Source organism: Sphaerisporangium sp. NPDC051011, from assembly GCF_040653595.1.
In the GTDB taxonomy this organism is placed as follows: Bacteria; Actinomycetota; Actinomycetes; order Streptosporangiales; family Streptosporangiaceae; genus Sphaerisporangium.
The window spans coordinates 54,675-68,528 of the sequence record NZ_JBFAGG010000002.1 but is presented as its reverse complement, the minus strand read 5'-3'; the positions used below and the strand labels follow the sequence as shown (position 1 = coordinate 68,528).

Here is a 13,854-nt window from a genome sequence, read left to right as displayed (position 1 = left end):
ATTGGCGCGGCGGTCGTGACAACCTTGGCATGATTGGCTACCACGCCTCCCAGAGCTCCCAGGCTTCCCTCTATCCTCCTCAGCCAGGCCAAACCCACACGCCCGCACGAGAATTCCAGAGGATCCGGCTGTGACCCCTTCGCTCATCGATCGCCGCCCCCGGGCCGAGCTGATCGCCGAGCTCTACGACCGTCACGCCGCCGGGCTGTTCGCGTACTGCCACGACCAGCTCGGTGACACCGCCTCGGCCGCCGACGCGCTGGTGGCCGTTCTCACGGCCGTGCCGGCCATAGAGCCCCCGCGCGCGGCGCTGTACGCGCTCGCCCGCCGCGAGATCTACCGGCGCGACGTCGCCTACGCCTTCCCCAGCGTCGACCCGGCCACGGACCCGGTGACCGCGCTGGTCGAGCGAGTCGTGCGCGAGGTCCGGCCGCACCAGCGCGAGGTGCTGCTGCTGTCCGCCGTCTGCGGGCTGGACACCCCCGAGCTGGCCTGGGTGCTGGACGTCGCCGCCGACACCGCCGAGCAACTGGAGATCAGCGCCCGCCACCGCTTCACCCGGTCGCTCACCGCCGCCATCGCCTCCGCCCGGTCCGGGCCGCTCGTGCCCACGTCGGTGTCCGAGGTGTACGACGCGCTCGTGATCGCTCCGGCGGAGGACGCGCTGGCCCGGCTGCCCTGGCGCACGCCGCCCATCGCGCTGCGCACGCAGGTGCTCAACGGCATCCCGGAGGACGCGAGCGTCGTCCCCGCGAGCCGGCAGGACGCCAAGCACCTCTGGCCGACGACGCCCCGCTGGCCGCTCCCGCTGGCCGAGCCGAACCCGGTCACCAACGCCGGGGTGTTCCCCGCGGAGCTGACGCCTCCCAAGCGCGGGCGCAGGTCGAAGCACGAGGCCACGACCGAGCCGATGCCGAAGGTGCGCGACGCGGCTCCCCCGGAGACGCCGCTGGTGCTCGCCGCGCCGGTGCCCGCGGACGTGCTGGACGCGCCGGCGCCCCCGGACGCCGCCCCCCCGGACACCGTGCCCTCGGACACCGTGCCCTCGAAGTCCGAGCACGTGTCCACGCCCGCGGCCGAGTCGGCGTTCGGCAGGGCGCTGGCCACCGGGCAGTGGCCCACGTTGCAGCGCACGCGCAGGCGGGCGCGTCCCAAGCCGTCCAGGAAGCCGGAGCCCTCCGAGGCCCCCACCACCACCGAAGGTCACCCGGCCGAGGCCGGGCCCGCCGAGGCCCACGCGAGCGAGGCGCGGACCTCGGCACCGGAGCCGGCGGTCCGTGCGACCGGCGACGTGCTCGTGGCCGGGCAACCGATCGTGGCGCTCCCCGAGATCGACCCGGCCGACGCTCTCACGGCCACGCAGCCGATGGACATCGTGATACTCACGGACGACGCCGAGCCGGTGGCGGTGGGCGAGACGGTTGTGAGCGCCGCCGCCGTCGAGGCGAAGACGCCCGTCGAGGCGAAGACGCCCGTCGAGGCGAAGACGCACATCGGGGCCAAGGGGCCCGAGGTCGCGGAGGCCGTCGCCGAGGTCGTCACGGCCACCGAGCCGGACGCGGCGGCGACGGCGTCCGAGTCGGTGGCCACGATCGCCGCCGAACCGGGCGCGGACGCCGAGAAGGCCGGCGAGCCGGCGAAGGCGCGGTCCGTCAGGACGAAGGCGCGTCGGCACAAGCGGCCCAAGCCGATCAAGGTGGGCGAGCACCACTACGACTGGCTGTGGGAGCTGGTCGGTTTCCTGATCTGCGTCGCCATCGCGCTGGCCGTCTTCTTTGCGGTCCCGACGCTCGTCACCCCCTGAGACTCCTCGCGCCCGGCGCGCGGGAGCGTGGGTCAGCGCGGGAGGTGGAGGCGGACAATGCCGGTGGCGTGGTCGCCCAGGCTGACCGTGCCGCGCACCTCGACCGTGACCTCACCGGCCTCGTAGGCGGCGACGGTGCCGTTGAAGATCAGCGTGTCGCCGGCGTACGCGGGGACGCCCAGCCGGACGTTGATGCTGCGGATCAGCGCCTCGGGGCCCGCCCAGTCGGTGACGTACCGCTCGACCAGGCCCATGGTGGTCAGGATGTTCAGGAAATCGTCCCGCGCGCCCGGGTCCTCAGAGTGCGCCGGCCTGTCGTCCATGCCCTCGGGTGCGGCCGAGAGGACATTGACGGAGGTGACGTCAATGCGCAGCGGGGGCAGGGCTGCGCCGCACTCGATGTCGTCTTCCGTCAGTGTGCGCATCACGGCTCCCGGAGCGCCCGCAGGGGCGAATACCAGCTCCTCGTCCGCCTCGCGGCGGGTCACCCGCACCGGCATATCGATACCCACCTTCTCCGCGTCACATTCAACAATATTTCCGACAATTCACGGACCTTCGGATAATTCCATTACGGCCACGACAAAAGGCGGCGTGGTGCCCGGAACGGGCGGGTCGTCGCGCCCGGCGTAGCCCGCAGACCTCACCGAACCCGCTTGTCACCACCCATGTCCGGCCTCCCGTCCTACACGAAGGGCACACCGGTCCCGGCGGGGGCCGGAACTCACCGCAGGCCGGGAATTTCTGGATCCGTGGCCCGCCTGCCCGTCCACCGTCCCAGAAAATCGCGGCATCACGGTTGACCACGGCATTCAGAGGATATGACGGCCGCTCCTCAGACCCGGCTTTCTTCTCCCGGAGAAGAAACTTCAATACCCGGAACATCATTTCCCTCACCGGCTCGCCGCCGGAATACCACGCGACCGGTCATGTCACGAAATATCCCATCCTGACGACCTCCGGCGTGCGCCAGCCACACCGCCAGATCAGCCCCGAACTAGAACAGATTCCAATCCGCACCCGAGGCGGCTTTCGGAAACGCTTCGGGAGACCGGCCCCCCACCCAAACCACATGGAAGACCGGCATTCCCCACAACCGGTCGGTAACAAAGCCCGCTTGCGTCCTATCCGGTAACGTGTTCTCATGCGATCCCCGCATGCCGCCCCCATCACCCCCGCCGCCCCCGACGGCGGCGAGCACCCGGCGCCTCCCACGGCCCCGGCGGCCGCCGGCGTCCGCACGCGCAGTCAGCACCAGCGGCGCAAGCGCATCGTCCAGGCCGCCGCCGCGCTCGCGTCCCGGGGCGGCGTCGAGGCCATGCAGATGCGGACGGTCGCCGAGCGCGCCGGGGTCGCCCTCGGCACTCTTTACCGCTACTTCCCCTCCAAGATGGATCTCGTGGTCGCCGTCGTCAGTGAAGAGATCGACCTGCTGGAGGCCAGCATCGAGCGCAGGCCGCCGAGCGCCGCGACCCCGGCGGGCCGCGCGGTCGACGTGCTGATGCGGGCCACGCGCGGCCTCATGCGTGAGCCGGAACTGGCCGACGCGCTGATCCGCTCGCTGATCATGGCCGACGTCGAGACCCCCTTCGGCGACCGCATGGCCGGACTGCTGCTGCGCGTGTCGGCCGACGGCCTCAGCCTGGAGTCCGCCGACGAAGAACAGTACGCGCTGGCCGGGTCGCTCGCGGGCGTGTGGGTGCACGAACTGCTGGAGATGCTGCGGGGCCGGCGTACGTACGAGCAGGTTCAGCGGCGTATCGAGATCGCGGCGGGCCGCCTGTTCGCCGGCCTCGGCGCCTGAGGTGAACGGCGCCCGGCGGGGCCACGAGCATGCTGACCGGGCCTGGAACACCCGCGACACACAGGCCACATCTGAGGCCCCCGGTGCGCGGTCCTGTTCACGACGGGGTCACATTGACCACTTACACTCATAGACATCCGATGTCTCGGCAGCATCAGCGTTGTTGCGCGCGTATATAGGGTGGTGACTTCGTGGCGGTCACAGACGCTGCGATCGAAAAGATCAAAGGAATGATCGTCTCCGGCGAGCTCGCCCCCGGCGCGCGGCTGCCCAAGGAGGCCGATCTCGCGGAACGGCTCGGCCTGTCCCGCAACTCGCTGCGCGAGGCCGTCCGCGCGCTCGCCCTGATCAACGTCCTCGACGTGCGCCAGGGCGACGGCACGTACGTCACCAGCCTGGAGCCCCGGCTGCTCCTCGACGCGCTGTCGTTCGTGGTCGACTTCCACCGCGACGACACCGTGCTGGAGTTCTTCCAGGTCCGGCGCATCCTGGAGCCGTCCGCCACGGGCATGGCGGCCACCAACATGGACGACGCGGACATCGCCGAGCTGAAGACCATCCTCGACGCCCTGCCCGAGAACCCGAGCATCGAAGAGCTCGTGGCCAACGACCTGCGGTTCCACCAGTTCATCGCCAAGGGCTCCGGCAACACGGTGCTGGCCTCGCTGATCGAGAGCCTGTCCGGCCCCACCACCCGGGCCCGCATCTGGCGCGGTCTCACCCAGGAAGGCGCCGCGGCCAAGACCCGCGAGCAGCACACCGCGATCTACGAGGCCATCTCCGCCCGCCAGCCCGACATCGCCCGCGCCTGGGCGACGGTCCACGTGGCGGGCGGCGAAGAATGGCTCCGCCGGGCCCTCTGACCCTGTTCCCGGTCCCTTGGCGTCCCCGCGCCTGGTCAGCCGCACCGAGCTCCTCCACGCTCCTCCACGGCCGGCCGCGCGGGCCCGCCGCCGCGTCGTTCGCCGCCACGCCCACGCCATGGCATCCTGACCTGGGCGAACTCCCCCGACCGCCCGGTAAAGAAAAATCTCCCGTGATTTCATGGCACGGCACGTCGATCCGGGCGGGTCTCGCGCGTCGGACTCCATACCGAGCCCGGACAGGGCATCGCGAAACACCCCGGAAGGAACTGACATGGCGAAATATCTGATCCTGATCTACGAGGACGAGGCCTCCTGGGCCAACGCGGGCCCCGAGGACTACGAGCGGGCGATGAAGGAGCACACCGCGTTCGGCGAGAACAACCGCGACGTCCTGCGCGGCGGCGAGGCCCTGCACCCGGGTTCGATGGGCACCAGCATCCGCAAGGACGCCTCCGGCGACTTCGTGGTCACCGACGGCGCCTTCTTCGAGACCAAGGAGGGTCTGGGCGGCTACTACCTGATCGAGGTGGACGACCTCGACCAGGCCATCGCCGTCGCCAAGCAGGTCCCCGCCCCGTACGGCGGCGTCGAGGTCCGCCCGGTCATGGTCTTCAGCTGAGACAAGTTCCCATGTCCCGGGCGATCGTTCACGCACCTCGGCCTCACGGGTCCGGCCCGCCCGGATCCCCGGCCACGACGCCCGGGGCCGGGACGTGAACCCCGCCGTCGCCGACGCGGTCGCGGACGCGCACCGTCGCGAGTGGGCCTTCGTGCTCGCCGCGACGGTCCGCGTCACCCGCGACCTCGACCTCGCCGAGGAGTGCGTCCAGGACGCGTACGCGAAGGCCCTGGCTACGTGGGACGAACGGGGCATCCCGGCCAGCCCGGGGGCCTGGCTGACCACGGTGGCGAAGAACCGCGCCCTGGACCTGCTGCGCCGGGACGCGACCATGCGCCGCTCGCTGCCCCTCCTGCTCGACGAACAGACCACCCCCGAACCCCCCGAACCGGACGGCTCGCCAGTGGAGGACGACCGGCTGCGGCTCATCTTCACCTGCTGCCATCCCGCGCTGTCCGAGCAGGCGCAGGTCGCCCTGACCCTGCGCCTGCTGTGCGGGCTCACCACCGCCGAGGTCGCCCACGCGTTCCTCGTCAGCGAGACGACCATGGCCGCGCGCATCACCCGGGCCAAGAAGAAGATCGCCACGGCCCGCATCCCGTACCGCGTGCCGCCCGCCGAGGACCTGCCCGCGCGCATCGACGCCGTCCTCACCGTCGTCCACCTGCTGTTCACGACCGGCCACACCGCCCCGGCCGGCGACACGCTCGTCCGCCACGACCTGCTGGACCGTTCGCTCGACCTGGCCCGCATGCTGCGCGCCCTGCTGCCGGGAAACGGCGACGTCACCGGCCTGCTGGCGTTGATCGTGCTCACCCACGCGCGCAGCGCCGCCCGCGTGGCCGGCGACGGCCGCATGCTGCTGCTCGCCGACCAGGACCGCACCCGCTGGGACCGCGCCGCCATCGACGAGGGCGCCGCGCTCGTCCGCGAGTCGCTCCGGAGCCGTCCCATCGGCCGCTACGCGATCATGGCGGCGATCGCGGCCCTGCACGCGGAGGCGCCGTCCTGGGAGGAGATCGACTGGCACGAGGTGGTCTGCCTGTACGACCTCCTGCTACGCGTCTGGCCGTCCCCGGTCGTCGCCCTCAACCGTGCCGTCGCCGTGGGCTTCGCCGACGGTTTCGCCTACGGCCTCAAGGAACTGGACGACCTCGCCGCCGACCCCCGCCTCGCCGGCTACCTGTACCTGCCCGCCGCCCGCGCCGACTTCCTCCACCGCCTCGGCCGCACCGCCGAGTCCCGCATCGCCTACGAACAGGCCCTGACCCTCACCGACAACACCCTCGAAAAAACCTTCCTCACCACCCGCCTGAACGACCTCGGCCCCGACCAGAATCACCCACCGGCGAACCTGCGAGGACGAGGCCCCACCCGGCGTAACCGCGATTGACTTCCGCAGTCGTTCGACTACGATAGGTCACGCGCGGTCGGGTTCGAACCGCGAAGTGAGGCCGGGCTTCCCGCCGGATGACGGGCACCCGGCCATCGCGTTTTCACCCCCACCCCCGAAACCCTTCCGCCCGCACCCACGCGAGCACCGGCCCTAGCGCTTCCACATACTCACCCCCACGCCCCAGCAGGCGAGCGGCGACGGCTCCCGCGACGATGTCCGGCAACCAGAGCAAGGGCTCTTTGGCCGATGAAGCATGTTCCACGGTGAACCGAGGCGGACGCCCCGCCAGCCCGCTCAGCACCTTTCGGTCGACCTTGTTCTGCTGCTCCTGTCGCTGATCGAGCACGAGGTGCCGTACATCGACGGACATCTCTGAGACGAGCCACCGCAGCGCACGCGCGCGAGCCGCCTCCTTACGTCCTGGAGAGTCGAACGAGCACTCATAGGCGACCGCTGTCATGGGAAACGCGGCCACGGCGCGCACCAGACGTAGGCGCGAGGGACTGTCCTCCGCGTGCCAGTGCGGCCGGGTCCAACCAGGAACCAAAGCCGCGAGCTTCCGGGCCGGTTCGCGGCAGACCTCGGGGTGCGCGAACACAACGGCCACAAGATAGAGGCCGGGTCCGTCGTGAATCGACTCGTCGATGTAGCCGACGCATTGCGACGCAGGGGGCATGAAGCCTCATAGTTTCATAACTCTGCGCACTATCACGACCACTCTTCGTCATCGCTTTGGCTTCGCGACGACAGTCCGACCGTTGAGGGGAGCCTTACGGGGCGGGTGGTTCGTGGCTTGACAGGTTCTTGACGGGTTCCCGGGGCACGGCGGGCTGGTCGGGCGCCAGCGCCTGAAGGCGGCGGGCGGGGCCGGAGGGGCGCGGGTGCCGCGGGGGTGGGTGGGTGCGGGCGTGGTAGGGACCCTGGAAAGACCTCCCTCACCACCCGCCTGAACCAACTGCCCGACCAAGAACAGCGTCGAACACATTAGGTAGCTGCCTGTTTACACTTGGTCCATGGACGAGAACGCCGAGACGGCTCCCGAGGCCCCGCTGGACTACGAGGCCATCCGTCGGCGCTTCCCGTGGGTTGGGCTCGGGCCCGACGAGGAACACGATTTCTCCCAGTCCTATCGCGACGTGATGGCCGCCGCAGGTGCGGGCAGAGAGATCATCGAGGCCGTTGAGACGATCAGGCGGAGTGCGCGCACTGCTCATCGATTCCGGCCCTCTCATGGCACTTCCGCAGGGGAGCTTCGTACGAAGCCGATGACTCGACCATGTGAGCGCCGGCGCCGGTGATCTCAAACGGCCGACGGCGAATACGGCCCGAACACGCGGCTCGCCATCCTCCACCAGAAGACCAACGGCGTGAGCTGCAAGCGCATCACCTGATCAGGTCTGATTCCCCGCGACCCGCGCCCCGATCGTGGTGACGTACCGCCGACGTCACGGACCGGCACGGTCGGGGCGCGCCGAGGCCGCGCGTTCGCGGTGGCGCTCGGCGATGGCCGGTTCACCGGCGAAGCGGGCGGTGTCAATGCGGCGGCCCGGTGGTCGCGGAGTTCTCGAACGTTCATTCGCTCAGAAGTCGGCGTTGACGCAGGCGAGGCGCGGGCCCGCCGTTCCGGCGTGGCCGGTGTCGGTGTGGGTGTGCTCGGCGTGGATGACCACGGAGCGCGGGTGGCGGTCGGTGAACTTCCAGTCCAGGGCGGAGCGCGCGGAGGCGTCGCCGTGGGCGTCCGTGGTGAAGTCCAGCCAGACCTCGTTGCGGGCGTTGGCGTACTTGGGGTCGGTGGAGGGGGTCTTCGGGTCCTGCTGATGCTGGTAGTGCGGGCCGGCGTCCTCTCCCTTGGCCCCGCACGGCTTCATGTGCACGTGCGCGCCGTAGGAGTGGTTGGGGAGCAGGCCGTTGACGCGGAGCTGGACGATCGAGTGCCCGTCGTTGCCGGGGAGGTACCCGACGGCCACCGCGGCGCCCGCCGGGACGAGCTTCTGGTCGTAGGTGGTGGCCACCTGCCCGGCGGTGTACGGTCCGAAGCGGCCGAGCGCGAGGATCGGGTCCTGGCCGCTCGTGGAGCGCACCGGGGCCTGGCGGCCGTGCGCGCCGGGGAGGGCGGCGCCCGTGCTGAGCAACGTCACCGGCAAGAGCAATGCCACCATTCCCGCACGGACCTCCATCATGACATCTCCCTTTCCTCGCCGGGGCCGACGCCTAGTCGTCGGCTTTTGCCGATATACCCGGACATCACGCTGGGTTGGGCCAATGTCGCGTTAAAAGTCCACAATGCATGCCCCTGAGCAGCGCGAACACCGATCCCACCGACGGTCGGACAGGGAAAGGAAATCACCGCCCAGCGGCAGGTGCCATCGACTCGACGGCGTCCAGAATGCCGCCCTCCCCCGCACGGTCCCCGTTTCCGGACAATCCCGCGCATTTCCCGCACTTCACCGGCAATGGCCGCCCCCAGAGGGCAGAAAACGGATAAATCCCGAAAAGTCACCCTATTAAACCGACCCCGGGATCACAGGCGCAACGCGTACGCCGCCCGGGCCGTGCCCTCGAAGACCAGATCGCGCTCGGACACGCTCAGCCCACCCGTGAGGCTCCGCGCGAGCTCCACAACCTGCCCGTAGGAGGCGGCCGGCTCGCACGCCGGCCCGTCCGACCCGGACATCACCCGTTCGGCCCCGAAGCAGGACAGGATATGGCCGGCGTACAGTGCGAGGGCGGCGACATCCCAGGACCGCCAGTCCACCTCGATGACGAGCCCGGACAGCTTGCACATCACGTTGTCGAAGTCTGCATCGTCGCCGAGCCGTCCTCGCAGGTCATGAGCTCGTCCGGCCTCGTCGAGGACGGCGGGCGCTCTTCCCTGGGCGGTCCGACTCGCAGTAGCTTCACACGTCTTCCTCGTAATCACCCGATGTCTTGAGAGGAAGGACTACGCGGAGATAGGCCAGCGCCAAGAGCGCAGGTGGGCACTCGGAACATTCATCCGATGCCCATTTCATAACGAAGACGCTCCACGAGATTCGTACGGTGACATGCTGGATACGGTCCGCCATGCGCGATGGCCGCGGCCCCGGCGCCACGAGGGCGGCCCAGCATGCCCGTACCCGCGGCATAGAACACGTTCTAGAATTCTCGAGCACGCTGCCGATCGAGTCTCTGGGTGGTCAAATGGAAATCAACCTCGTCGACCAGGACCATTACGCGCGGTACGGCGCACCGCACGAGCAGCTCAAGTGGCTGCGCGACAACGACCCGGTCTTCTGGCACGAGGGTGACGAGGAGCGCGGCTGGCCGGGCTTCTGGGCGATCACCAAGCATGAGGACGTCGTCCACGTCTCCCGCAACTCGGAGATCTTCTCCTCCGCCAGAAGGCTCGCGCTGTTCAACGAGGTCCCCGAGGAGCAGCTCCTGCTCCAGCGCATGATGATGCTCAACCAGGACCCGCCGGAGCACACCCGCAGGCGGTCGCTGGTCAACCGCGGTTTCACGCCGCGCCAGATCAACACTCTGGAGACCCACATCCGCGAGATCTGCCACGAGCTGATCGACGAGGTCTCGGACAAGGGCGCCATCGACTTCGTCACCGACGTCGCCGCGCCCCTCCCCCTGTACGTCATCTGCGAGCTGCTCGGCGCGCCGGTCGAGGACCGGAACCAGCTGTTCGAGTGGTCCAACCGCATGATCGGCGCCGAGGACCCGGACTACGCCGGCGGGCCGACCGACGGCGCCGACGCGGCGATGGAGGTCTACGCGTACGCCAACAAGCTCGCCGCCGAGCGCCGCGAACAGCCGCGCCCCGACATCGTCACCAAGCTGCTCCAGCCCGACGAGAACGGCGAGACGCTCAGCGAGAACGAGTTCGACCTGTTCGTCCTGCTCCTCGTCGTCGCGGGCAACGAGACCACCCGCAACGCGGCCTCCGGCGGCATGCTGACCCTCTTCGAGCACCCCGACCAGTGGGAGCGCCTCGTCCGCGACCCCGCCCTCACCCGCACGGCCTCCGACGAGATCGTCCGCTGGGTCTCCCCCGTGAACATGTTCCGCCGCACGGCCACCCGCGACACCGTCCTGCGCGGCAAGCAGATCAAGGAAGGGGACAAGGTCGTCGTCTTCTACTCCTCGGCCAACCGGGACGAGGACGTCTTCGCGGCCCCGGCGTCCTTCGACATCGCCCGCGACCCCAACCCGCACATCGGCTTCGGCGGCGGCGGCGCCCACTTCTGCCTCGGCAACCACCTCGCCAAGCTCGAACTGCGCGTGCTGTTCGAGGTCGTCACCGAGCGGCTGCCCAACCTGCGGCAGACCGGCGAGGCCAAGCGGCTGCGCTCCAACTTCATCAACGGCATCAAGACACTCCCCGTGGAGGTCTGAGCGACGCCCCCGCCGCCACCGGAGGTCTGAGGTCGTCGCCGAAGGCATGAGCGACACCATCGCCGCCGCCGGGGCCCCTACGGAGGGGCCCTGTGGAGGCCCGGCCGTGCCGGGGCCCGGCACTTTAGGGGCCCCGGCTCCGGCCCGCGCGCCTGTCCGCGGGCCAGGACCCCGGCTTACGATGAGCGTGCCCGATCATCCGTACCGGCGGAGGCGCAGATGTCCCCCACGCTCACGGCCGGCGGCCCGCGCGGCGCGCGGATCGCCCACGGGCTCGCCGCATCCTACGAGGAGCTGGCCGCTCTCATGGAAGGCCTCACCGACGGCCAGTGGCGCGAGCCGACCCGCTGCTCGGGCTGGGAGGTGCGCGACGTCGCCGGGCACGTCACCGGCCTCGCGTCCGACGTCGCGAACGGCGCCGTCGGCAGCCGCACCGGCGACCAGCAGGCCGCCGACCTGCGCGAGCTGTCCCCGCCTGAGATGGCGGAGAGCCTCAGAGGCTCGGCCGCGGCGATCGGACGGTTCCTGGACGGGCTCGGCGAGGACACGTGGCGCGCGCCGAGCGGGATCGGCACCGACACCTTCGAGCAGAGCTACCGGCGCCTATGGAACGACCTGTACGTCCACACCGACGACATCCGGACGGCCCTCGGCCTGCCCTCCGGCCGCGGTCCCGCGCTGGCCGCCAGCGTGGCGCACATGGAGGATCGGCTGAAGCGGGCCGGCTTCGGCCCCGCCCGCGTCCTTCTCCACGCTCCCGGCGACACCGCGCCGGACGCTCCCGGCGGCGTGCTGGAGCTGGTGTTCGGGGACGCGGACGGCGCGCCCGCGACGCCGGTCACCGACCCGCTGCGGTTCGTCCTCGTCGCCACCGGCCGCGTGGACCCGTCCGAGCTGGGCCTGCCGCCCGAGGTCAACATCTACCGGACGTACTCCGGACGCCCCTGACGCCGCGCGCGGACCACTCCCCATCCCGCAGCCGTCAGGAGAAGCCGAGGCGGGCCAGGGGTTCGACCAGTTCGCGTTCCTCGTAGGAGAGGTGGGACAGCAGCGCGTCGGTGAGCAGGTCCACGGCGGCCTGGAGGGACTTCAGGCCGTCCGGCTCGGTCACCAGGGCGACCAGCGCCCGGTCGACACCTTCGAGGACCTCGTGGATCACGTGGTGTTCCTGCTCAAGGCGGTCGACGACCGGCGCGAGGCCGGGCATGGCGTGGCGCAGGTGGGGGAAGACGCTGACGTCCTCCAGCGTGTGGTGGGTGGTGACCACCCGGCAGTAGGACTGGCAGTAGACGCCGAGCGTCCAGTTGTTCTGCCGCATGGTCATCTCGTTGATCTGGGAGCGGGCGGTCCCGGGGTCCATCGTCCCGGCCACGACCTGCTCGACGAGCCCGCGCAGGTTGCGCAGCTCCTCCCGCAGGTGGTCGTGCACGTCGATGAGGTGACGGCCGGCGGCCTGCTCGTGCGCGGTGTAGCGGCGGCCGGGGTCGGGCGCGGGGCCGGTGGGGCGGATCGTCTCGTCCCAGACCCGCACGTCGCTGAGCCGGGTGCCGTCGTCGGGGGTCGGCACGACCGCGAGCGCCGAGGTGGGGACGGCGGGCCGGGCGCGGGTGGGCGAGCTGGACGGGGTGGTGGCCGCTGAAGCGGTGACCGCCGAGGTCGTACCCGGTGAGGCCGTGTTCGGTGAGGCCGTGTTCGGTGAGGCCGTGGACACCGCGGCCTGCTCTCGGTCATCGGAGGCGCCGCCCGGCTGCGAGCCCTCCGACGGAGGCGGGTTCGTCCGTCCCGCGCGCTCGGTCGCGACCAGTTCCTGGACGGCCGGGGCGACCTCGGCTGCGAAGCGGCGGATCACGTCCGGGTCGTCGCCCATCACGATGTAGCCGCTCATGCCCTGCGTGAGAGTGAGCTCGGCGAGCTGCTCGGCCCACACGTGCGCCGGTCCGTTGAGGAAGCCCGTCCCGCGCGCCGCGAACGTGCCGGCGATGTTGTACAGCCGCCGTACGTAGGACGGCTGACGCCCGGCCTCCAACGCGGCCTCGTCGATCATCGCGTTCATCGCGGGCAGCTCGTCCGGCCCCGCGTACGGGCTGCTGGGGAGCCATCCGTCGGCGAGCCGTCCGGTCAGCGCGAGCATGCGCTTCTTATACGAACCCACCCAGATGCCGACATCGTGGGCGGGTGCGGGGCCGGGGTGGGCGCCCCATACGCGGTAGTGCGCGCCGTCCACCCGGACCGTCCCGCCGTCGGCCGCCCAGATCGCCCGGATGACCTCGATGGCCTCCTCCAGGGCCTCGACGCCCTGCGGCGGGGTGAGCCGCCGCCCGCCCATCGCGGCGACGCCGTCCCAGAACGCCCCGGCGCCGAGGCCGAGCTCGACCCGCCCGCCGCTGAGGATGTCGAGGGTGGCCACACTGCGGGCGAGCACGGCCGGCGGCCGCAGGGGCAGGTTGGCAACGTTCGGGGAGACGTGCACGGTCGAGGTGGCGGCGGCGATGACCGACAGCAGCGTCCAGGTGTCCAGGAACCGCGCCTGGTAGGGGTGGTCCTGGACGGTCACCAGATCCAGGCCCACCTGCTCGGTGAGCTGGGCGAGCGCGACGACGCGGTCGGCCTGGTCCGCCTGTGGGGTGATGAAGGTTCCGAACAGCAACTCGTGCCCGTAGTCGGCCATGTCGCTTCCCGCCGTCTCAGTCAGGTGGTCGGTACGCGAGAGATAGTATGTGAAACAGAAGAGTTGTCAAACAGAAGGTTTCAGACTCAAGGATCGGCCCCGCACCGGACGACCTCCCACCGCTTCGCCGGGCACCCGATCGAGCCGGGCGAAATCACCCTTCCACGCTTTCCGACCTGACGCGTCCGGCACGCGTACCTGCACGCAGAACGGTGGGTATGCCCGCACGCGGGACAGTACGCATGTCCGTACGCGGAACGGTGCGCGAACGGGAGTTTTCGCGCATTGCTCGACCTCCTGAGCGCGGCGAAGGT

At 70.5% G+C, this 13,854-nt stretch carries 13 protein-coding genes; 8 read left to right on the top strand and 5 right to left on the bottom strand.

Annotated features, from left to right (window positions below):
* Positions 1–130: 130 nt before the first annotated feature.
* Complete coding sequence (locus AB0H21_RS04470) at positions 131–1,804, top strand: hypothetical protein (RefSeq protein WP_358511584.1); 1,674 nt, start codon at positions 131–133, stop codon at positions 1,802–1,804.
* A 32-nt stretch (positions 1,805–1,836) separates the two neighbouring features.
* Here AB0H21_RS04470 and AB0H21_RS04465 read toward each other — a convergent pair whose 3' ends face one another.
* The gene (locus tag AB0H21_RS04465; RefSeq protein WP_358511581.1) at positions 1,837–2,304 is read right to left on the bottom strand and encodes an acyl dehydratase; all 468 of its coding nucleotides are present in this window, start codon (positions 2,302–2,304) and stop codon (positions 1,837–1,839) included.
* Between the two features lie 644 nt (positions 2,305–2,948).
* Between AB0H21_RS04465 and AB0H21_RS04460 the strand changes: the two genes are divergently transcribed.
* The 4 genes from AB0H21_RS04460 (at position 2,949) to AB0H21_RS04445 (ending at position 6,486) form a co-directional block, all read left to right on the top strand.
* Entirely contained in the window at positions 2,949–3,608 is a 660-nt protein-coding gene (locus AB0H21_RS04460) for a TetR family transcriptional regulator (RefSeq protein ID WP_358511578.1), read from the top strand.
* 191 nt (positions 3,609–3,799) lie between these two features.
* Positions 3,800–4,471: a FadR/GntR family transcriptional regulator gene (locus tag AB0H21_RS04455; RefSeq protein WP_358511575.1), complete on the top strand. Its 672-nt coding sequence runs from the start codon at positions 3,800–3,802 to the stop codon at positions 4,469–4,471.
* A 274-nt stretch (positions 4,472–4,745) separates the two neighbouring features.
* On the top strand, positions 4,746–5,093 hold the full coding sequence (locus tag AB0H21_RS04450; RefSeq protein WP_358511572.1) for a YciI family protein: 348 nt from the start codon (positions 4,746–4,748) through the stop codon (positions 5,091–5,093).
* A gap of 94 nt (positions 5,094–5,187) precedes the next feature.
* A complete protein-coding gene (locus AB0H21_RS04445) occupies positions 5,188–6,486 on the top strand; it encodes a sigma-70 family RNA polymerase sigma factor (protein WP_358511569.1) in 1,299 nt (432 codons plus the stop codon).
* A gap of 103 nt (positions 6,487–6,589) precedes the next feature.
* Here the strand turns inward: AB0H21_RS04445 and AB0H21_RS04440 are convergent, their stop codons facing one another.
* Positions 6,590–7,165, bottom strand: a complete 576-nt coding sequence (locus tag AB0H21_RS04440) for a hypothetical protein (protein WP_358511566.1) — start codon at positions 7,163–7,165, stop codon at positions 6,590–6,592.
* 337 nt (positions 7,166–7,502) lie between these two features.
* On the opposite strand from AB0H21_RS04440, the gene AB0H21_RS04435 reads away from it, so the two are divergent.
* On the top strand, positions 7,503–7,787 hold the full coding sequence (locus AB0H21_RS04435; RefSeq protein WP_358511563.1) for a hypothetical protein: 285 nt from the start codon (positions 7,503–7,505) through the stop codon (positions 7,785–7,787).
* A 282-nt stretch (positions 7,788–8,069) separates the two neighbouring features.
* Here AB0H21_RS04435 and AB0H21_RS04430 read toward each other — a convergent pair whose 3' ends face one another.
* Together AB0H21_RS04430 and AB0H21_RS04425 are read right to left on the bottom strand one after the other, a co-directional pair.
* The gene (locus AB0H21_RS04430) at positions 8,070–8,669 is read right to left on the bottom strand and encodes a superoxide dismutase family protein (protein ID WP_358511560.1); all 600 of its coding nucleotides are present in this window, start codon (positions 8,667–8,669) and stop codon (positions 8,070–8,072) included.
* A gap of 341 nt (positions 8,670–9,010) precedes the next feature.
* Positions 9,011–9,409: an amidohydrolase family protein gene (locus AB0H21_RS04425; RefSeq protein ID WP_358511558.1), complete on the bottom strand. Its 399-nt coding sequence runs from the start codon at positions 9,407–9,409 to the stop codon at positions 9,011–9,013.
* A 260-nt stretch (positions 9,410–9,669) separates the two neighbouring features.
* Here AB0H21_RS04425 and AB0H21_RS04420 point away from each other — a divergent pair, with 260 nt between their 5' ends.
* Both AB0H21_RS04420 and AB0H21_RS04415 read left to right on the top strand, forming a co-directional pair.
* Positions 9,670–10,872, top strand: coding sequence for a cytochrome P450 (locus AB0H21_RS04420; protein ID WP_358511556.1), 1,203 nt, complete (start codon positions 9,670–9,672; stop codon positions 10,870–10,872).
* Positions 10,873–11,091: 219 nt separating this feature from the next.
* Entirely contained in the window at positions 11,092–11,820 is a 729-nt protein-coding gene (locus AB0H21_RS04415) for a maleylpyruvate isomerase family mycothiol-dependent enzyme (RefSeq protein ID WP_358511553.1), read from the top strand.
* 34 nt (positions 11,821–11,854) lie between these two features.
* Here the strand turns inward: AB0H21_RS04415 and AB0H21_RS04410 are convergent, their stop codons facing one another.
* On the bottom strand, positions 11,855–13,540 hold the full coding sequence (locus AB0H21_RS04410) for an LLM class flavin-dependent oxidoreductase (RefSeq protein ID WP_358511550.1): 1,686 nt from the start codon (positions 13,538–13,540) through the stop codon (positions 11,855–11,857).
* Positions 13,541–13,854: the final 314 nt, after the last annotated feature.

What these genes read in the sequence shown, in the direction of transcription:
- AB0H21_RS04415 (WP_358511553.1), top strand. Translation starts at nt 11,092, where the DNA reads ATGTCCCCCACGCTCACGGCCGGCGGCCCGCGCGGCGCGCGGATCGCC.
- AB0H21_RS04450 (WP_358511572.1), top strand. Translation starts at nt 4,746, where the DNA reads ATGGCGAAATATCTGATCCTGATCTACGAGGACGAGGCCTCCTGGGCC.
- AB0H21_RS04420 (WP_358511556.1), top strand. Translation starts at nt 9,670, where the DNA reads ATGGAAATCAACCTCGTCGACCAGGACCATTACGCGCGGTACGGCGCA.
- AB0H21_RS04465 (WP_358511581.1), bottom strand. Translation starts at nt 2,304, where the DNA reads ATGCCGGTGCGGGTGACCCGCCGCGAGGCGGACGAGGAGCTGGTATTC.
- AB0H21_RS04410 (WP_358511550.1), bottom strand. Translation starts at nt 13,540, where the DNA reads ATGGCCGACTACGGGCACGAGTTGCTGTTCGGAACCTTCATCACCCCA.
- AB0H21_RS04435 (WP_358511563.1), top strand. Translation starts at nt 7,503, where the DNA reads ATGGACGAGAACGCCGAGACGGCTCCCGAGGCCCCGCTGGACTACGAG.
- AB0H21_RS04460 (WP_358511578.1), top strand. Translation starts at nt 2,949, where the DNA reads ATGCGATCCCCGCATGCCGCCCCCATCACCCCCGCCGCCCCCGACGGC.
- AB0H21_RS04430 (WP_358511560.1), bottom strand. Translation starts at nt 8,669, where the DNA reads ATGATGGAGGTCCGTGCGGGAATGGTGGCATTGCTCTTGCCGGTGACG.
- AB0H21_RS04440 (WP_358511566.1), bottom strand. Translation starts at nt 7,165, where the DNA reads ATGCCCCCTGCGTCGCAATGCGTCGGCTACATCGACGAGTCGATTCAC.